This window comes from Paenibacillus sp. LX16, from assembly GCF_036252815.1.
Lineage (GTDB): Bacteria > Bacillota > Bacilli > Paenibacillales > Paenibacillaceae > Paenibacillus > Paenibacillus polymyxa_B.
Genome location: NZ_CP141152.1, coordinates 5065926 through 5086104, shown reverse-complemented (window position 1 = coordinate 5086104; position 20179 = coordinate 5065926). Strand labels below are relative to the sequence as shown.

The 20179-nt window shown below is 45.0% G+C and carries 14 protein-coding genes, 11 tRNA genes and 2 rRNA genes; 25 read left to right on the top strand and 2 right to left on the bottom strand.

What is annotated here, in order from left to right; genetic code table 11:
- The first annotated feature begins 110 nt into the window (after window positions 1-110).
- From T3H97_RS22790 to T3H97_RS22680, 23 genes are all read left to right on the top strand, one after another.
- Window positions 111-3036: ribosomal RNA gene (locus T3H97_RS22790) — 23S ribosomal RNA — on the top strand.
- Window positions 3037-3186: 150 nt separating this feature from the next.
- A 5S ribosomal RNA gene (rrf, locus tag T3H97_RS22785) occupies window positions 3187-3303 on the top strand.
- A gap of 19 nt (window positions 3304-3322) precedes the next feature.
- Window positions 3323-3398: transfer RNA gene (locus T3H97_RS22780), tRNA-Asn, on the top strand.
- 3 nt (window positions 3399-3401) lie between these two features.
- Window positions 3402-3474, top strand: a tRNA-Thr gene (locus T3H97_RS22775).
- Between the two features lie 11 nt (window positions 3475-3485).
- Window positions 3486-3557 (top strand) — tRNA-Glu (locus tag T3H97_RS22770).
- 11 nt (window positions 3558-3568) lie between these two features.
- Window positions 3569-3644, top strand: a tRNA-Val gene (locus T3H97_RS22765).
- 55 nt (window positions 3645-3699) lie between these two features.
- Window positions 3700-3774, top strand: a tRNA-Gln gene (locus T3H97_RS22760).
- Window positions 3775-3778: 4 nt separating this feature from the next.
- A tRNA-Lys gene (locus T3H97_RS22755) sits at window positions 3779-3854 on the top strand.
- Window positions 3855-3865: 11 nt separating this feature from the next.
- Window positions 3866-3946 (top strand) — tRNA-Leu (locus T3H97_RS22750).
- A 10-nt stretch (window positions 3947-3956) separates the two neighbouring features.
- Window positions 3957-4031, top strand: a tRNA-Gly gene (locus T3H97_RS22745).
- A gap of 5 nt (window positions 4032-4036) precedes the next feature.
- Window positions 4037-4113, top strand: a tRNA-Arg gene (locus T3H97_RS22740).
- A 19-nt stretch (window positions 4114-4132) separates the two neighbouring features.
- A tRNA-Pro gene (locus tag T3H97_RS22735) sits at window positions 4133-4206 on the top strand.
- Between the two features lie 9 nt (window positions 4207-4215).
- Window positions 4216-4286: transfer RNA gene (locus tag T3H97_RS22730), tRNA-Gly, on the top strand.
- A gap of 736 nt (window positions 4287-5022) precedes the next feature.
- Window positions 5023-7815: a phosphoenolpyruvate carboxylase gene (gene ppc / locus T3H97_RS22725; protein WP_328800962.1), complete on the top strand. Its 2793-nt coding sequence runs from the start codon at window positions 5023-5025 to the stop codon at window positions 7813-7815.
- Window positions 7816-8006: 191 nt separating this feature from the next.
- Complete coding sequence (sigW, locus tag T3H97_RS22720; protein ID WP_016818747.1) at window positions 8007-8573, top strand: RNA polymerase sigma factor SigW; 567 nt, start codon at window positions 8007-8009, stop codon at window positions 8571-8573.
- Window positions 8574-8723: 150 nt separating this feature from the next.
- Window positions 8724-9347, top strand: coding sequence for an anti-sigma factor (locus tag T3H97_RS22715; RefSeq protein ID WP_013312128.1), 624 nt, complete (start codon window positions 8724-8726; stop codon window positions 9345-9347).
- Window positions 9348-9568: 221 nt separating this feature from the next.
- Window positions 9569-10402 (top strand): diadenylate cyclase CdaA, encoded by an 834-nt coding sequence (cdaA, locus tag T3H97_RS22710; protein ID WP_013312127.1) that lies wholly within the window; start codon window positions 9569-9571, stop codon window positions 10400-10402.
- Window positions 10399-11862, top strand: a complete 1464-nt coding sequence (locus T3H97_RS22705; protein ID WP_328800961.1) for a CdaR family protein — start codon at window positions 10399-10401, stop codon at window positions 11860-11862. Before cdaA ends, T3H97_RS22705 begins: the two co-directional genes overlap by 4 nt.
- A gap of 60 nt (window positions 11863-11922) precedes the next feature.
- The gene (gene glmM / locus T3H97_RS22700; protein ID WP_013312125.1) at window positions 11923-13263 is read left to right on the top strand and encodes a phosphoglucosamine mutase; all 1341 of its coding nucleotides are present in this window, start codon (window positions 11923-11925) and stop codon (window positions 13261-13263) included.
- Window positions 13264-13894: 631 nt separating this feature from the next.
- The gene (gene glmS, locus T3H97_RS22695; RefSeq protein WP_103050374.1) at window positions 13895-15727 is read left to right on the top strand and encodes a glutamine--fructose-6-phosphate transaminase (isomerizing); all 1833 of its coding nucleotides are present in this window, start codon (window positions 13895-13897) and stop codon (window positions 15725-15727) included.
- Window positions 15728-16427: 700 nt separating this feature from the next.
- Entirely contained in the window at window positions 16428-17207 is a 780-nt protein-coding gene (locus tag T3H97_RS22690; RefSeq protein WP_230584964.1) for a hypothetical protein, read from the top strand.
- A 100-nt stretch (window positions 17208-17307) separates the two neighbouring features.
- Window positions 17308-17553 (top strand): hypothetical protein, encoded by a 246-nt coding sequence (locus tag T3H97_RS22685; RefSeq protein WP_165175373.1) that lies wholly within the window; start codon window positions 17308-17310, stop codon window positions 17551-17553.
- A gap of 335 nt (window positions 17554-17888) precedes the next feature.
- Window positions 17889-18227, top strand: a complete 339-nt coding sequence (locus T3H97_RS22680; RefSeq protein WP_328800960.1) for a helix-turn-helix domain-containing protein — start codon at window positions 17889-17891, stop codon at window positions 18225-18227.
- Window positions 18228-18901: 674 nt separating this feature from the next.
- Here the strand turns inward: T3H97_RS22680 and T3H97_RS22675 are convergent.
- Window positions 18902-18979, bottom strand: coding sequence for a hypothetical protein (locus T3H97_RS22675; protein WP_250245302.1), 78 nt, complete (start codon window positions 18977-18979; stop codon window positions 18902-18904).
- A gap of 358 nt (window positions 18980-19337) precedes the next feature.
- Here T3H97_RS22675 and T3H97_RS22670 point away from each other — a divergent pair, with 358 nt between their 5' ends.
- The gene (locus tag T3H97_RS22670; RefSeq protein WP_328802889.1) at window positions 19338-19607 is read left to right on the top strand and encodes a PDDEXK family nuclease; all 270 of its coding nucleotides are present in this window, start codon (window positions 19338-19340) and stop codon (window positions 19605-19607) included.
- Entirely contained in the window at window positions 19570-19965 is a 396-nt protein-coding gene (locus T3H97_RS22665) for a TnsA endonuclease N-terminal domain-containing protein (RefSeq protein WP_328800959.1), read from the top strand. The genes T3H97_RS22670 and T3H97_RS22665 overlap by 38 nt, the downstream gene beginning before the upstream one ends.
- Here the strand turns inward: T3H97_RS22665 and T3H97_RS22660 are convergent.
- Entirely contained in the window at window positions 19943-20092 is a 150-nt protein-coding gene (locus tag T3H97_RS22660) for a hypothetical protein (RefSeq protein WP_328800958.1), read from the bottom strand. The genes T3H97_RS22665 and T3H97_RS22660 overlap by 23 nt on opposite strands.
- Between the last annotated feature and the right edge of the window lie 87 nt (window positions 20093-20179).

The following is a 20179-nucleotide window of genomic DNA, read 5'->3' as shown; positions in this document are numbered from 1 at the left end:
AAGCTGATCTTGTGTAAACAAGTGAAATAAAGGTAGCAGCCTTGAATTTCATTCACACGTAAGTGTTGGACCGAAATTCAAAGCAAATCGTATTTACGATGTAAATACTAGGTTAAGCTACAAAGAGCACACGGAGGATGCCTAGGCGCCAGGAGCCGACGAAGGACGTGGCGAACAACGATAAGGCCTCGGGGAGCTGTAAGCAAGCTTTGATCCGGGGATGTCCGAATGGGGAAACCCGGCTGTCTTCATCGACAGTCACTTTCTGCTGAATACATAGGCAGAATAGAGGCAGACCAGGGGAACTGAAACATCTAAGTACCCTGAGGAAGAGAAAACAATAGTGATTCCGTCAGTAGCGGCGAGCGAACGCGGATTAGCCCAAACCAAGGAGCTTGCTCCTTGGGGTTGTGGGACGTCTCACATGGAGTTACAAAGGAACCGGTTAGATGAAGAGGTCTGGAAAGGCCCGCCAGAGAAGGTAAAAGCCCTGTAGTTCAAAACTGGTTCCCTCCGAGACGGATCCCGAGTAGTGCGGGGCACGTGAAACCCCGTATGAATCCGGCAGGACCATCTGCCAAGGCTAAATACTCCCTGGCGACCGATAGTGAAGCAGTACCGTGAGGGAAAGGTGAAAAGCACCCCGGAAGGGGAGTGAAATAGATCCTGAAACCGTGTGCTTACAAGAAGTCAGAGCCCTATTTATGGGTGATGGCGTGCCTTTTGTAGAATGAACCGGCGAGTTACGTTCCCGTGCAAGGTTAAGGTGAAGAGCTGAAGCCGCAGCGAAAGCGAGTCTGAATAGGGCGAATGAGTACGTGGACGTAGACCCGAAACCGGGTGATCTACCCCTGTCCAGGGTGAAGGTGCGGTAACACGCACTGGAGGCCCGAACCCACGCATGTTGAAAAATGCGGGGATGAGGTGGGGGTAGCGGAGAAATTCCAATCGAACCCGGAGATAGCTGGTTCTCCCCGAAATAGCTTTAGGGCTAGCCTCGGAAATAGAATCGTGGAGGTAGAGCACTGATTGGGTGCGGGGCCCGCAAGGGTTACCAAGCTCAGTCAAACTCCGAATGCCATAGATTTAGTTCCGGGAGTCAGACAGTGAGTGCTAAGATCCATTGTCGAAAGGGAAACAGCCCAGACCATCAGCTAAGGTCCCCAAGTGTGTGTTAAGTGGGAAAGGATGTGGAGTTGCACAGACAACCAGGATGTTGGCTTAGAAGCAGCCACCATTGAAAGAGTGCGTAATAGCTCACTGGTCGAGTGACTCTGCGCCGAAAATGTAACGGGGCTAAACACACCACCGAAGCTATGGCTTGATGCTTGCATCAGGGGTAGGGGAGCGTTGAATGCGGGTTGAAGGTGTACCGTAAGGAGCGCTGGACTGCATTCAAGTGAGAATGCCGGTATGAGTAACGAAAAGATCTGTGAGAATCAGATCCGCCGAAAGCCTAAGGGTTCCTGAGGAAGGTTCGTCCGCTCAGGGTAAGTCGGGACCTAAGGCGAGGCCGATAGGCGTAGTCGAAGGACAACAGGTCGAAATTCCTGTACCACCGTAATCCGTTATGAGCGATGGGGTGACGCAGTAGGGTAGTGACGCGGACTGATGGATGTCCGTCTAAGCAGTGAGGCTGATGTGTAGGCAAATCCGCACATCGTAAGGCTGGGCTGTGATGGGGAGCGAAAATTATAGTAGCGAAGGTCATGATCTCAGACTGCCAAGAAAAGCCTCTAGCCAGGAGAAGGTGCCCGTACCGCAAACCGACACAGGTAGGCGAGAAGAGAATTCTAAGGCGCGCGGAAGAACTCTCGTTAAGGAACTCGGCAAAATGACCCCGTAACTTCGGGAGAAGGGGTGCCTCGGTAGGGTGAATAGCCCGAGGGGGCCGCAGTGAAAAGGCCCAAGCGACTGTTTAGCAAAAACACAGGTCTGTGCGAAGCCGCAAGGCGAAGTATACGGGCTGACGCCTGCCCGGTGCTGGAAGGTTAAGGGGAGTGGTAAGCCCTTCGGGGCGAAGCTATGAACCGAAGCCCCAGTAAACGGCGGCCGTAACTATAACGGTCCTAAGGTAGCGAAATTCCTTGTCAGGTAAATTCTGACCCGCACGAATGGCGTAACGACTTGGGCGCTGTCTCAACGAGAGATCCGGTGAAATTTTAATACCTGTGAAGATGCAGGTTACCCGCGACAAGACGGAAAGACCCCATGGAGCTTTACTGCAGCTTGATATTGAATTTGGGTACGATCTGTACAGGATAGGTGGGAGCCGTTGAATCTTGAGCGCCAGCTTGAGAGGAGGCATCCTTGGGATACCACCCTGATCGTATCTAGGTTCTAACTTGGTACCGTGAACCGGTGCGAGGACAGTGTCAGGTGGGCAGTTTGACTGGGGCGGTCGCCTCCTAAAGAGTAACGGAGGCGCCCCAAGGTTCCCTCAGAATGGTTGGAAATCATTCGAAGAGTGCAAAGGCAGAAGGGAGCTTGACTGCGAGACCTACAAGTCGAGCAGGGACGAAAGTCGGGCTTAGTGATCCGGTGGTACCGCATGGAAGGGCCATCGCTCAACGGATAAAAGCTACCCTGGGGATAACAGGCTTATCTCCCCCAAGAGTCCACATCGACGGGGAGGTTTGGCACCTCGATGTCGGCTCATCGCATCCTGGGGCTGAAGTAGGTCCCAAGGGTTGGGCTGTTCGCCCATTAAAGCGGTACGCGAGCTGGGTTCAGAACGTCGTGAGACAGTTCGGTCCCTATCTGTCGTGGGCGTAGGAAATTTGAGAGGAGCTGTCCTTAGTACGAGAGGACCGGGATGGACGTACCGCTGGTGTACCAGTTGTTCCGCCAGGAGCACCGCTGGGTAGCTATGTACGGAAGGGATAAGCGCTGAAAGCATCTAAGCGTGAAGCCCCCCTCAAGATGAGATTTCCCAATTAGTAAGACCCCTTGAAGACGACGAGGTAGATAGGTTGGGGGTGGAAGTGCAGTAATGCATGGAGCTGACCAATACTAATCGGTCGAGGGCTTATCCTAAAATAAGACGCAAATGAGTTTCGGATCCAGTTTTCAGGGTGTAACCTTGAAGGTATGTAGAAATACATACAACAAGCGCATGGCTATTTATTCACACGATAAGTGATGAACCGAATAACCGTACATTAGAATTTACGGTGTAAATTCATGTTTGGTGGCGATAGCGGAGGGGTTCCACACGTACCCATCCCGAACACGACCGTTAAGCCCTCCAGCGCCGATGGTACTTGGACCGCAGGGTCCTGGGAGAGTAGGACGTCGCCAAGCAGAGCTTTATGATTAATATTCCCTGATAGCTCAGTTGGTAGAGCACTCGACTGTTAATCGAGTTGTCACAGGTTCGAGTCCTGTTCGGGGAGCCATTTGCTCTCATAGCTCAGCAGGTAGAGTGCATCCATGGTAAGGATGAGGTCACCGGTTCGAACCCGGTTGAGAGCTTGTTATAGGATGGCCCGTTGGTCAAGGGGTTAAGACACCTCCCTTTCACGGAGGTAACAGGGGTTCGAATCCCCTACGGGTCATAGGATAGTATGGAGGCTTAGCTCAGCTGGGAGAGCATCTGCCTTACAAGCAGAGGGTCGGGGGTTCGAGCCCCTCAGCCTCCACCATTTTTCATCCTCTTACCTGGATGAAATCATGGGGAATTGTGAATCATATGCATATTGGGGATTAGCCAAGCGGTAAGGCAACGGACTTTGACTCCGTCATGCATAGGTTCAAATCCTATATCCCCAGCCATTAAGAGCCATTAGCTCAGTTGGTAGAGCACCTGACTTTTAATCAGGGTGTCGAAGGTTCGAGTCCTTCATGGCTCACCATTGTATTACATGCGCGTGTGGCGGAATTGGCAGACGCACTAGACTTAGGATCTAGCGTCTTTGACGTGGGGGTTCAAGTCCCTCCACGCGCATCTTGTTTTTGCGGACGTGGCTCAGCGGTAGAGCATCGCCTTGCCAAGGCGAGGGTCGCGGGTTCGATTCCCGTCGTCCGCTCCATATTTGCGCCCTTAGCTCAGCTGGATAGAGCGTTTGACTACGAATCAAAAGGCCGGGAGTTCGAATCTCTCAGGGCGCGCCATATTTAAAAAGTATAATATCGGGATGTAGCTCAGCTTGGTAGAGCACCTGGTTTGGGACCAGGGGGTCGCATGTTCAAATCGTGTCATCCCGATACTAATTTGCGGGTGTAGTTCAATGGTAGAACTTCAGCCTTCCAAGCTGATAGCGTGGGTTCGATTCCCATCACCCGCTTACCGATTACCTAGAAGCCGAAAGGCTTCTTTTTATTTTGTCCACATTACATTTACTTCTATGTATATAAGCTAATGCAGTTATGTCTCCTGTCATGCACAGTTGGGGATGACTTGTGCATATTGTACATAGGCTCTTGTTACTTATGACACCTAGATCCCGAATTTCCCCTCTAACGTACCCTTTCTTCTACAGTAAGGCTAATTTCGTGATCAAATCCTTTGAATATAGGAATCCTATAGCTATTATGGTACGAATTCATGGTGATAACTCTGCATCTGCTCTTGCGTTGTGCACATTCCTCTTTGTTTATGTGGGTAAAAAGCGAAGTCTTAAAGAGGAAATGCCAAGAAACACTGAAGAAATGGCTAATTTGTGTATATCTTTGTGGATAGAAGGATAATGGGGTTGACTTTGTCAACAATTAATAAACATATTCACATCATGCTGCATGAATTTGCACCTTTAAAAACACACTCTTTATAAGAGACTGTGCATAATATTTCACGCATCACTAGTGTATACATTCATTTTCAATTATTAATTTCATCTTTATTCATATTAAACCAATATTTTCTCAAAAGAAGTATTTCAAAAACATGATTTTTTACTGTAAATTTTGCAGCTTTTCATGCGTTTTTATTGTATGATGTTAAGAAAGTGTCAAATTTCGTGTGTATACGTACCTTTGCTACAACTGTATATGGTGTGGAACAGATCAGATGGGGGGAAAAGCATGACTGAGCTTACGTTAACCGCTAACAAAAACCAATCCAACAATCTGCTGCGGCGGGACGTTCGTTTTCTAGGAAATATTCTTGGTGAGGTTTTGGTTCATCAGGGTGGCAACGAACTTTTGGATATCGTGGAGAAAATACGTGAGACAAGTAAATCGTTACGTGCCGGGTATCAGCCGGAGTTGTATGAGAATTTCAAACAAATGGTCAGCGGACTGGATACGGATATTCGTCACCAGGTTATTCGCGCGTTTGCGATTTATTTTCAGTTGGTGAATATCGCTGAGCAAAACCATCGTATTCGTCGTAAGCGGGATTATGAGCATTCCGCTGGTGAAGATGTTCAACCTGGTTCCATTGAAAGTTCCGTTCAGGAGCTTAAACAGGGGGGCTTCTCCGCTGAGGACGTTAGCAACTTGCTGAATGAGCTCTCTTTGGAGCTGGTCATGACCGCACATCCTACAGAAGCGACACGACGAGTAATTCTTGATATCCACAAGCGCATTTCCGAGGACGTCATGCTGCTGGATAATCCGATGCTTACCTTACGTGAGCGGGAACAGGTACGGGAGAATCTGCTAAACGAAGTAATTACGCTGTGGCAGACAGATGAGCTGCGTGATCGCAAGCCAACTGTATTAGATGAAGTAAGAAATGGAATGTATTATTTTCACGAGACCTTGTTTCATGTACTGCCAGATGTGTACCAAGAATTGGAACGATGTTTGGATAAATATTATCCCGAACAAAAATGGCACATACCCACTTATCTGAGATTTGGTTCCTGGATCGGTGGAGACCGGGACGGCAATCCGTCTGTGACAGCTCATGTGACTTGGGAAACGTTACGTATGCAGCGCAAGTTGGCTTTGAGAGAATATCAGCACACGTTAAAGGAACTCATGGGTTACTTGAGTTTCAGCACCAGCATTGTGCGAGTTTCCGATGATCTGCTGGCTTCTATTGAAGAAGACCGTACTCACATTACACTTAAAAAGATGGAAGTATGGCATAACGAAAAAGAACCTTATCGCATTAAACTGGCATATATGATTGCTAAAGTGAACAACATCCTGGATGAAAGCAAACAGGGCACCAATGAGCGTTATAATTCTGCGGAAGAGCTCATTGCAGACCTAAATGTTATTGACAACAGCCTGCGCCATCATTTTGCCGATTATGTGGCAAACACATATATTCAAAAGATGATTCGCCAGGTAGAGTTGTTTGGATTCCATACAGCTACACTGGATGTGCGTCAGCATAGTCAGGAACATGAAAATGCGATGACTGAAATTCTGTCTAAAATGAATATTGTGTCGGATTACAGTAAGCTGTCAGAAGAAGAAAAAATAAATCTGCTGGAAAAGCTGCTGAATGAACCTCGTCCGATTACTTCACCGTATTTAAAATATAGCGATAGCACACAGGAATGTCTTGACGTATATCGTACGATTTATTTGGCTCAAGAGGAATTCGGCAAGCAGTCCATTACAAGCTACTTGATCAGTATGACTCAGGGAGCCAGTGACTTACTGGAGGTTATGGTCTTATCCAAAGAGGTAGGCCTGTTTCGCATCGAGAAGGATGGCACTGTTATCTGTACACTGCAATCCGTCCCTTTGTTCGAAACGATAGATGATCTGCACGCTGCACCTGATATTATGAGAAGATTGATGAACTTGCCTGTATATCGACAATCTGTGGCTGCGATGGACCAGCTTCAGGAGATTATGCTGGGATACTCGGACAGTAATAAAGATGGTGGTGTGGTTACAGCGAACTGGGAACTTCGGGTCGCTATGAACAGCATTACGGAAGTAGTTAATGAGTTTGACGTAAAAGTGAAGTTTTTCCACGGTCGTGGAGGTGCGCTGGGTCGTGGAGGAATGCCACTTAATCGCAGTATTTTGGCTCAACCTCCTCATACGATTGGAGGCGGAATCAAGATTACGGAGCAAGGCGAAGTACTATCATCTCGATACTCGCTTAGAGGCATCGCGTACCGGAGCTTGGAGCAGGCAACATCGGCGCTGATTACGGCTGTGGCATATCATCGTTCCGGGAAGAAGGAAGTGTTTGAGGAGAGCTGGGAGGAGATTATCGCCCGCATTTCCCAAGTATCACTGGATAAGTATCAGGATTTGATATTCCGGGATCCGGATTTCTTCAACTTCTTCAAAGAGTCTACACCGTTGCCTGAGGTGGGCGAGCTGAATATTGGATCTCGTCCGTCCAAGCGTAAGAACAGCGAACGTTTTGAGGACTTGCGGGCCATTCCATGGGTTTTTGCATGGACACAGAGCCGTTACTTGTTACCTGCATGGTATGCGGCTGGAACAGGTTTGCAAAGCTTCTATCAAAACAATGAGGATAATCTTAAAGTGCTGCAAACGATGTTTAGGGACTCTGCTTTCTTCCGGTCACTTATTGATACACTGCAAATGGCAATCGCTAAAGCGGATTTACTGATTGCAGAAGAGTATGCTGGGATGTCGGATAACGAAGAGGCCCGGCAGCGTATTTTCGGGCAGATTTCAGCGGAGTTCAAGCTGACATCTAAGTTGATTTTGAAAATAACTGGACAATCCGAGATTTTGGACGACGTACCAGTTATTCAGGAATCTATCCGCTTGCGTAATCCTTATGTTGATCCGTTAAGTTACTTGCAGGTCCAATTGCTAAGTGAGCTACGCGAGCTGCGGGATCAGAACGGTGATGACACTGAAATGCTGCGTGAGGTATTGTTGACAATTAACGGAATTGCCGCAGGCTTAAGAAATACGGGCTGATATAGTACGGTTGTACGAATACAGGCAATCGGGTACTCATGGGGTGCCCGATTGTGCTGTTTGTATATTGATGGCAGGCGTGCTTGCAGTTAGTAACAATACTACAGTTGATTTCCGGATAAAATTAAACTACGATGAATAATCATAAACATATAATAAGTAACCCATCAGCAAGTCTGGGGGAGTATAGAGTGGATAATATGGAAAGCCGCTTGGTAAGGCTGGTACAGAAAGGCGATCAGCGAGCTTTTGCGGAGTTAGTCGAGTTATATAAAGATCGGATTTTTCATCTTTCCTACCGGATGCTAGGTAATCGCCATGAGGCGGAGGATCTGGTGCAGGAAACTTTTTTGCGTGTGTATCGTAATTTGGAAAAATATGATCATGGACAGAAGTTCTCGACCTGGATTTATCGAATTGCTACAAATCTGTGCATTGACCGTCTGCGAAGGAGAAAACCTACATACTCACTTGATGCTGAAATGAATGATCAGGAAGGTGTCGATGGGTACGCCATGCTCGCCAGTGAAGAGCTTACCCCTGAGGGGAGTACGCTTCTGTCCGAAACGCAGGCTTTGATTCATGACGCCATTGACAGCCTTCCAGATAAATACAGAACGATTATGGTTTTACGGTACTTGCAGGAGCTTTCCTTACAGGAAATCAGCGATGTGCTCAATCTCCCAGTTACCACTATTAAGACAAGAGTACACAGGGGGCGGGATTTTCTGCGCAAAAAATTGGAGCACAAGCTATAGATCATACGCATAGATTCTAGGAAAAGAGTCTGCATAGATGTTTTTATGAAACATAATGCTCGTTGTAACGTATGTAAGATGAGCAAAGTTTCTAAGCCGGAGCATGTTATGTTGAGAAACACGGAAGAATACTAGAAAGGATTGGCTCATATGGATTGCAAACAAGCCGTCTCTTTTATGCATGACTATCTAGATGGCGACCTGTCTGAGCAGGACAAACATGAGTTGGAACAGCACTTGTTAGACTGCCCGGAATGCCGCATGCGTTTTAAAGAGCTGGAGCGGACGGATGCGATGCTTTACGGTACACGCTATCATCAAGTGCCGTGTGTATCGGATGAGCTGACATTTCGCATTATGAATGCTTTGCCGCCGCATAAAAGACAGACTGCGGTGCCTATGCTGACGTGGGTGAAAAGGCATCCCGCTGTAACAGCCGCTGCCTTCTTCCTTATTGTTATATGCTCAAGCATGGCCAGCTTTTCTAGCACGGACCATCAATTGGTAGTCAAAGGAAGCCAACTGGATCAAGTCGTTATTCAGGGTGATACTGTGATTGTGCCTGAAGGGAAGTCCATTGCCGGAGATTTAACAGTGCAAAATGGTGAAGCCCGTGTATACGGTGATGTGGAAGGAAATGTAACTGTGATTGATGGTTCTTATTATCAAGCGTCCACCGCCCATATTGCAGGACAGGTTAAAAGCATTGATCAAACCTTGGATTGGATTTGGTACAAGGTTACTGATTTATTCGGGGGACCATCTTCTCCATAAAAGAAGCTTGAAATGGCAAGGACAATATCGAGCGCCTCTTTCCGCTGGAAAAGGCGTTTTTTTGTATATGAAGCTGGCGAATTGTACTGTATTTTACTGATTTTAGCGGTTCTTTTGTCACACAGCTTGCAACGTGAGCCTGATCGTTATAACCTAGATAGAGAGAGCATACTGTGTACATATTACACCCACTCACTACAGAAAATTGCGGGGGCATGCGCATGTTGGATTATTTTGCGGACCTGACTTGGAAAGAGTCCATTAAAGATATTATCGACATTTTGATCGTAACCTATATTATGTATCAGCTTATTTTACTTGTTCGCGGAACGCGTGCAGTCCAATTGTTGAAAGGGATTCTGTTTCTGGTTGTCATTTGGGCGGTTAGCACCTGGTTTGATTTATATACGCTCAAGTGGTTGATGAATCAGATGTTCACCTTTGGTGTGGTGGCTATCTTTATTATTTTTCAGCCTGAGTTGCGTCGTGCACTGGAGCAATTGGGGCGTGGTAAACTATTTGGGCGTTCGTCTGCGGATGATGAAGAGATTAACAAGTTAATCGGAGAAATGATTAAGGCGCTGAATTATTTATCACGTAGGAAAATAGGAGCTTTGGTCGTATTTGAACGCGAGACAGGGCTAAACGAATATACGGAGTCTGGTATCAAGACACAGGCCGTAGTCAGTTCTGAACTGCTAATTAACATCTTCATTCCTAATACGCCTTTGCATGATGGTGCGGTGATTATTCAAAATAAACAGATTGCTTCTGCGGCCTGTTATTTGCCATTATCGGAAAATCCGTTCATCAGCAAGGAGTTGGGAACCCGTCACCGTGCTGCGATTGGGGTGAGTGAGGTAACTGATGCCGTAACTGTCGTGGTATCAGAGGAAACAGGGCAAATTTCTTTGGCCATTAATGGACAGGTCGTGCGCGACATTAAGGAAGAATCCCTAATCTCCAAGCTGTATGAGGAGTTGCGGCCAACACCGTCTTTGAAGGAAAAACGCGGCTCATTCTGGAATCGGAGGGGAGGCCGTGGAAATTCATGATGGACAAATGGATTAACAATAATACGATTTCCAAGATATTGGCGCTTGCGGTTGCTATCCTGCTGTGGGGAATGGTCCATCTAGATACAGGTACACCTTCATCTACGCTGACCGTTTCTTATAATAATAAAGTGATTGATAATGTGGGCATTCAGGCTAGTGGTCTGGATGATTCAAAATATGTATTGTCTACCATGGATACTGACCATGTTAAGATGGAGGTCAGAGGACAGCGCTCTGTGCTGACTTCTTTTTTCGCGGATAATTATCAGGCAAAGCTGAACTTAAACGGCTTAGGGGCAGGTACTAAAACATTGTCACTCGAACCGGACTTACCGGATGGAGTAGAGTTGGTGTCTATGACTCCTAACCGTGTTACAGTGACGATTGAGGAAAAACAAACGAAATCATTTAATGTATCTATAGTTCCTAAAGGAAACCCAGATGGGGGACTGCAGCTTGGGAAGCCTGTAATTGCTCCTCAAACCGTGAAGGTTACCTTGCCTAAAAGCCAGTTGAGTACCGTTACTGCCGTTCAAGGGGCTGTTAATACGGATGGTATCTCAGAAAAGTTTGAACAGAAGCGTGTAAAACTGAAGGCTTATAACAAAAAGGGACAGGAACTTACAGGAGCGGTCATTGAGCCATCCACTGTGTCCGTTGAAATACCGGTAACTCAGCAGGCGAAATCTGTGCCTGTTAAGATTGTCTATGCTGGAGAGTTGCCAGACGGATTGGCGCTTTCTAAAGTCAATGCAAACGTGAAGGAAGCGGCGGTATATGCATCGCAGGATATATTGAGCAGCCTCAGCTCTTACGTCACGGCTACATTGGATTTAAGTCAATTCACGGAAGCGGGGACTCGTACAGTTCAAGCTAATTTGGCAGCCCCCTCAGGTTCTGATAAAATCGAGCCAGGGTCAATACAAATTCAGGTGACCGTCGTCCCTTCCAATGAAGTCACAGATACGGAACGGACGCTGTCAGGCATCCCAATCGTTTTACAAGGTGCAGGAGATGGAGCGACTGTTACAGCACCCGTAGGCAAGACGATGGATGTTACTGTGAAGGGCCCGCAGGATATGGTAAACAATTTAACCAATGATGATATTAGTTTGGTGGCAGATGTAAGTGGCCTCGCGGCTGGTCAACACGAGGTTACTCTGAAAGTAGGCTTGCCTAAGTATATTACGCAATCCGGGAATGCTGGCCAACTAAAAGTAACGGTCAACATTGAGAGCCCTTCTACGCCTGCTGTAACGAATCCGAATAGTGAGAATGAACCAAACCCCTCTGGTAGTGGCGAAAAGGGGCAGGAGAGGCCACAGGAGGGGCAAGGCAGTCAAGGTGGGGACTCTGACGCTAAGACCGGGGACAACGCAGCTGCGGAGGATAAAACAAATCCTCATAACGGCGCAGATTCTTCTGCGAATGGAACCTCGGAAAACAGTCAGCCATAACATGTTTTATCTGTAGTAAATAATCAAGATTTATTAGACAAAAAAAGGGAGTCATTTTACATGGGGAAATATTTTGGTACAGATGGTGTACGAGGCGTTGCTAATCAGGAACTTACAGCCGAACTGGCATATAGCATTGGCCGCTGCGGCGGATATGTTTTAGCAGGTAATGTAGAGAAACCGACAGTTGTTATTGGTATGGATACACGGATATCCGGACTGATGCTGGAATCGGCTCTTGTAGCCGGTTTGCTGTCCATTGGGGCTAATGTGGTTCGTCTAGGTATTGTTTCGACACCTGGGGTGGCATATCTCACACGTCAATTGAAAGCTGACGCTGGTGTAATGATCTCAGCATCACACAATCCAGTTGAAGACAACGGCATTAAGTTTTTTGGCGGTGACGGTTTTAAATTGACAGACGAAACGGAATTGAAAATTGAAGAGCTCATGGATGCAAAAGAAGACCAACTGCCTCGTCCGATTGGCGGTGGATTGGGAACGGTTGTTGTAGACGAGCATTCTCGCTACGATTATCTGGAGTTCTTGAAAACAACAATTAGCCATTCTTTTGAAGGGTTAAAAATTGTACTGGATTGTGCTAACGGAGCAGCTTATGAGCTGGCGCCGAAGCTCTTTGCAGAACTGGGAGCTGAGGTACACACTATTGGTGCCGAGCCGAACGGTTTGAACATCAATGATCATTGCGGCTCGACTCATCCTGAAAAGCTGAAAGAGGAAGTACGCCGCTTGAAAGCAGATATTGGTTTAGCCTTTGACGGCGATGCCGACCGTCTGATCGCGATTGATGAGAACGGGGAAGAGGTAGACGGCGACTATATTCTCTGCATTTGCGGAGATGCAATGAACCGTGCGGGAAAACTCAAGGACAGCACCATTGTATCGACAGTGATGAGTAATATCGGTTTTTATAAAGCTACTGAAAAGCTGGCACTCAAGACTGCAAAAACTGCGGTCGGGGACCGTTATGTGATGGAAGAAATGCGTCGGGGTGGATTTAACCTAGGCGGTGAGCAGTCTGGCCATGTTATTTTCCTGGATCACAATACGACAGGCGATGGCATGCTGACTGGAATTCAGCTGGTAGATACCTTGAAAGCTTCCGGCAAGAAAATGAGTGAGCTAAAATCGCTCATGAAACAGTATCCGCAAGTGCTCGTAAATGTGCGTGTGCAGGACAAACGCAATTACGAAGGGAATCCTGCAATTGCAGAAGCAATTGAGCAGGTGGAACAACAATTGGGCGATAATGGGCGTGTATTGGTCCGTGCTTCAGGCACAGAATCACTTATTCGTGTGATGGCCGAAGGCCCGGATAAGGACGAACTGGAGCAATTTGTCGGTCAGATCGTAGATGTCGTGAAGAAAGAATTAGTTTAAAATTTTGTAAACGTCCGTTGCCTGTGAAAAAGAAGCAGGCAACGGCGTTTGCGGTTATTTACTAACGATTTATGGCCTTCATGGTGTAATTATGAATAAAGTGTCATTGCCAAATGATACTTAGCTGAATATAATATAGGGATGCTGTGACTCAGATAGAGAAGCGAGGGTTGTAAGGTAACGTAATACAAGCGCCAGAGCTTGATTTTGTGCGGGGGAACTTGGTGGAGAAGCAACGGATTCAGTTGAGATAAAGTTGCTCGCAAATCGGTTCACGACAAAACAAGCTGACGAGGTGAAGGTGTTCGAAACATTCGGCGGGGACCTTCCGGTGAAGCATCGAGCCGTAAACCGGCAGCGGAAAATGAACAGGCAACTGTTTACACAACGCACCGGTAGATGTCTTTATTATTTTATAACCTAAATTATAAGATTCATTTCATGAATGTGCGGCCATCATCATTGGCGTGCGCGGTTTGGGAATTTCGTTACATTCGTGAAGAGATGCCTGTAAATTCTATAGTTATCATTGACAACTTCATAGATGAATGAACTTTATTCCACAATCTACCGCACACGTTAGTCCTGTGATGAGTCGTCTTGTGAAATGATGATCGGGAGGATAACGAATATGTGTGGCATTGTAGGATATATTGGTAATCAGAATACGCAAGAGGTATTGATTGACGGATTGAAGAAGCTGGAGTATCGCGGTTATGACTCTGCGGGTATTGCCGTGTTTACAGATTCAGGATTGCAAGTAGCCAAGGCTAAAGGTCGTCTGGCGAATCTGGAAGCTAAACTGGATGGTACGCCGTTGGTAGGCCATGCAGGTATCGGACATACACGTTGGGCAACGCACGGTAAGCCTTCTGATGAAAACTCCCATCCACATTTGGATGAGAGCCAAAAGTTCTCTGTAGTTCACAACGGAATTATTGAGAACTATCTGGAGCTGAAGGAGCAGCTGATCAGCGAAGGTCATACCTTTATTTCTGAGACGGACACGGAAATTATTTCCCATCTGGTTGCGCGTGAATATAAAGGGGATATCGTTAAAGCAGTACAAAAAGCAATTACCTTTATGCGCGGTGCTTTTGCACTGGGTGTGCTGACAGAGCACGAGCCTAATAAGCTGGTTGCTGTTCGTCAAGCTAGCCCGCTGGTTATTGGTGTGGGAGAAGGCGAGAACTTTATCGGTTCCGACATTCCGGCTATTCTGAAATATACACGCAATGTATTTATTTTGAACGATGGCGAAATGGCTGTTTTGACAAGTGATGCTGTCGAATTAATGACAATCGAAGGCCAATTTATTTCTCGGGAAATGATTCATGTCGAATGGGATGCTGTAACAGCGGAAAAAGGCGGCTATGAGCATTTCATGCTGAAAGAAATTCACGAGCAGCCTAAGGCTTATCGTGACACAATGTTGGGCCGTATCGATAAAGATACTAAAAAAGTTATTCTTCCTGAGTTGAAGCTGACAGAAGAACAAATTAAGAATATCCGCAACATTCAAATTGTTGCGTGTGGTACAGCTTACAATGCTGGTTTGATTGGTCGTACAGTTATTGAAAGTCTGGCTCGTATACCGGTAGAAAATGATGTGGCTTCCGAATATCGTTATCGTTCACCTATCGTAACACCAGAGACATTGGTGATCGTGGTGAGCCAATCCGGTGAAACTGCTGACACGTTGGCAGCCCTGCGTGAAGCACAAGCAAATGGCGCTCATGTACTGGCGATTACAAACGTAGTCGGTAGCTCCATCGCCCGTGATGCAGATGATGTGTTGGTTACACTGGCAGGACCGGAAATTGCCGTAGCCTCCACTAAAGCATATTCTTCACAGTTGATTGCGTTCTATCTGTTTGGTTTGTATCTCGCTCAAGTGCGTGGCACACAAACAGATGAGCAAGTAGCTCATGTGCTGGCTGCTATGGAATCCCTGCCAGAGCAAGTGGAAGAGATGCTGGGTAAAGCAGATGCGATCAAAGCTTATGCTGAGCAAATTGCGAGCCACAAGCACCTGTTCTTTATTGGTCGCGGTCAGGACTATGCTGTAGTACAGGAAGGCTCCCTGAAGCTCAAGGAAATCTCCTACATTCATTCCGAGGCTTATGCTGCGGGTGAATTGAAGCATGGTACACTGGCATTGATTGAAGACGGTATTCCAGTTATCGCTTTGGTAACACAGGAATCCGTGTTGGAGAAAACCGTGAGCAACATTAAGGAAGTCAAGGCTCGTGGTGCAGATGTTCTTGCGATTACGTACGAAGAGCACGCAGTTGAGTTGCTGAAGTCCGTGGATCAGGTATTTGCCATTCCGAAGACACTTCCAATTCTGTCTGCTGCAATTTCGGTTGTATCTCTCCAACTGTTGGCTTACTACGCTTCTCTTGCACTGGGTCATGATGTTGATAAACCACGTAACCTGGCGAAAAGTGTTACTGTAGAATAAGCGTTAGTAAAAATTCTAACTTCTGTTCAGTTACATTAAAGTTGGTACCTTTACGCTATAGTTAGTACTTTGACATTATAGTTGGTAAATCAACGACAGTGGTTATTATTAAAAATAAAACTAATAATGTCTAGTAAATTATTAAACCTGATGTGTTCAGATGTCTGGTGATAAAAAAGTGTGAAACTAGTCTTTTTACAAACATCAAGAAAGATCCCGATGATATATCGGGATCTTTTTAGCTTAGGTGTTCTGTGAAAATAAAGTGTTAGACTGAAAAATAAAGTATTAGACTGTGAAAATAAAGTTGTAGACTGGCAGCCGGCATTAGCCAACGGGCAGGATAACGGAACATTAGATGGACTTATTGTTCTCATATGATACAATATACCCCAGAAATATCTTCGCGGGTTCATGAAAAGTGCGATGATGAACTAATAGGAGACCAACACAAAAAAGTAGTAGTTTTATGGATATGCAATAGTCTACTATAGGGTCTTATTCCTCGGTTCGTCTAACCGATTGTAACGGAGACTTCTTGAAGTGCCTGGAGAGATGGAAATAAAAGTGTTGCCTGACAATGGACATAGCGGGACTGGAAGAGCGGAAGTGACAAAGCCCATAAGCGTAGTCATAGCTCATAATACGAACGGAGAACTATTGCTTAACCAAGAAATTACTGGAAAGTGCGGAGGGTAATTTGGATCGCAATTCGCTGGAATCGAGTGGAGATTCGCTTCGCAGACAACTGGTGGCACTACGCGCCGAATGGAACTTGGTACTAAAAGGAGGGGCAGGACACATGCAAGAAGAACAGGAAATATTCGCGGGCGACGGATATAACAGGTCGTACGCAATGGCTACGGGTATGCCGATTTTGAATCTTAGGGGTAGCATACCGCGTGAAAGTAACGGCCAACTACCGTTTCCGTGGGTGACAACGGGCATCAGGATTGATAAAGAACAGATGTTGGAAACCGTTATGAAGCAAAAGACACTCGAGTATTTGTTTAATATGCAATTCAGTAAGGAGGAAATGACCGACCGCAATTTGGTTGTAGGCTGTTATGAATACAGGAATCCGAATGACAAGGAACAAATAATGCTATATGCGCTGGTTTCGTTGAAGGAATTTCTCGCGAGATACGGCGATGAACGGGCATTGGAGATTCTGATGCGAGTTGGTTGCACATACGAGAAGATTATGGAGGAATGTGATGAAGCCATTAAAGAACACTTTGCAGTGTTGCGCCGGTCACTTCATTTAAAGAATTTGAGGGACAAATATGATGTCGTTTACGAGTGGAGTGAAGAGGAAGGGGTAAAGACGTACATAATCAGATACACCAAATCGAGTTATACGAAGATTAAAGCTAAATCATTCGAAGAGTTGACCAAACTCTATGATGAGCAACGGAAGAAGGATGCAAAGAAGACGTTCGCGACTCTGGAACCGTTAGAAGCATTTATGCAAGCCTAAGAAAACCGCCCCTTTACGGGGCGGTTATTCAACATTTCATCGAACGAAGATTCGAGGAATATCCAGCGATAGAGAGGATTCTCGACAGTCGCATCGGAAATTGCTGACCCGTACGCCAGATATGGTCGAATGGGGACTGATGGAAGACGTTGATCCAGCCGATTATTTCGGCAAAACCATAGAGGTAGAACGATTTAAGGCGATTGGAAGCCTAGCGATTCAGGGAGAAATTATCGCCTGGGCGTTTCTTACTGACGGCAGCCGATCGGCAGGACCGAAAGGGTTGTGGTTATCAACGGGGATGGCATGTTCTCGCTCCCCAGTGGCAAGCCGCTGCAGAGTATAAGTGGCAAGTCCTTCGAGGCGTGGCAGCGCGACTGGCTGGATCGGTACAGCGGATGACAAGAACCTCATCTTATATCAAATAAACTTTATCAAAACAGCCAGTCTTATCGCATGAAATAATTTTGCACCACTTGTTACGCTAACAGAGAACGTTAGTTCAATAAACCAGCGGCAGTCTAAGACTTTATTTTCAGGTCCTTGACTGCCGCTGGTTTTATATTTGGGTCAGTCTAAAACTTATTATTCCAAGATTGACGATTTAGCAATTCAGAATCAGCTTAGGACCAACAAATCCAGTCTAAATCTTTATTTTCATCGGACATTAGGAGGGCAATTATGTCTACAATAGGCCAACGAATTCGAACTATTAGAAAAACAAACAACTTAAATCAAATAAAGTTTGCAAATATAATTGGAATTTCTCAAGGAACGTTGAGTGAGCTGGAGCAAGATAAATACAGACCCTCTCTTGATATAATTATAGCAATTAAAGAAAACTTCAATTCCCATATAGAGTGGTTAATCTTTGGAGATACGCCTGTATCAAAGAACACTATTTTTAATTTAGCCATTGAAGCTCAGGAATTAGAACTTATTTCTTTGTTTCGAGAACTTACTAAAAAAGATAGAGATGAAATTATTGATTTTATAAAACTGAAGATTGTTCGGTACTAATCTTTCACGGGAGTTCCTTAATAATATGTCTTAGAAATACTCATTTTAATTTTGGTACATAAAAGTCATAAATTATCCGTATACCGATTATTCCTGGTATTTATGCATAAAAAAATTAACAATGACTATGATATGAATAGAGAAAGGAGTGTAATAATTCATTTCAACAAAATTTACTTAGCATATTTGATATTGCTTTTGTAACACCCCAAGGTATCTGTTTTCAGCAAGTTTTTTATACTTGCTCAAGAGCCATACGTGAGAAATGGTTTGAAAGAGCTTTGAAAGAAGGCGGTTGAACCTCAGCATTAGATATACCCCAACTGATCTAAAATCAATTTACATAAGAAATGATTTTGAAGATTATGAAGAATGTAGATTAGTTAACATAGAGACCTATTTACAGAGTGTGCAACTAATGAAACTTGCAAAAGAAATATTGAAAGATTATCTCTAAAAGTAAAACTTCAGCTATCACATAGTTAATTAAATTGTAAAAGATGGTGTGAGGCGCTACTTCTTTAAGCGAACTAATGGGTACTAAAATTTTCTATTTACTATATCCTTTCTTTAAAGGAGGGACAAAATGCTCCATTGAGTCCACACAGTAGGGGAACGTCATTTGATTAGCGATACAAAGTAAATAATCTGGTTGTAACATCAAAAACCTCTGCTTAAGATATTAAATGATTAATTTCAGGTCGTGCTACATTTCGCTCCCAATTAGAAACAACCTGTTTGGTTACCCCAATTTTATTAGCAAGTTCCTCTTGTGCCCATTATAGAGTAGTCTTAAATTTCTACATCGCTGTCCCAAAGTATTCATGGGTTCACCTCTATTGAGAATATCAAATAGGTTTTAACCCGATCCTTTATACCTACTTATAGCCCATATTATAGCTTACTCATACCCTACTGTACCCTACGAGTAGCCTATGGATAGGCTACGAAGTAAAATATAGCTAAAAAATATTACTTTGCTATTGTATAAAGCTGTGAGTTGTTATATTCTACATTTGTATTTTGAAGTAAAACTAAAATATATCTTAGGAGTAGAAAAAGATAACTGAGCTTTACTCTGATTTAGTAGTTCTAAAAAGAAGGTGAATAGTGAGCAAAATTCGATCAAGTAACTCTATAGCATCTATTCAACGGAAAATCAAAGAAGGAAGAGGTCAAGGCCACTTTTCGGAATATAAACCTTGGTTGACTGTACGTGATGTACCTTCAATAGGGATAGTTACTCGAATTCTTGGTTGGAAAAGTGGTCGACTTCACCATTATCTGTCTGAACACTTTGAATTGGCACATCATTACCAAATGGAGTGGTCAGAGCAAGTGATTGATATTCGCGAACATTCCTTTATTACCCCTAGATAAAACCCTCTATATTGCACAAAAGTTAGGCATTAAACATCCAACTGACCCCAAGAATAAGCTTCCCATCATTATGACTACAGATATGTTACTTACAGTAAAACAAGAAGAAAGTATAAAATTTATTGCACATTCTATCAAACCCTCTAACAAGCTGACAAAACGAGTTGTAGAAAAATTACAGATTGAAAAAGAATTCTTTAAAGACCAAAAGATAGAGTGGGTACTTATTACGGAAAGGCAGATAAACTACAATTTAGTCAGGAATGTCGAATGCCTTCATATGAGGGAAAACCTCACGTACAGTTTGATGAAGAGAGGCAGAATTTATCTGCCCTTTACTCTAGCAGAGGCGCAGTAAGACGGCGGGATACAAAACTATACCGGCTGCCATCCGGGCGGACGCTGCGGCCAGCTTCCAGCCGGGCAGTCATCAGGTGTTCCAACCGAGTATCCAACGGTTTTCCATCAGAATATCCAGCTGACATCGAGTCACGTTTCCAGCCAGGCTTCCAGAAATTCGTCAGGTAATCATGTTAAGTTATCGCAAAGCGCAAGGATTCGGAGCACCAGCA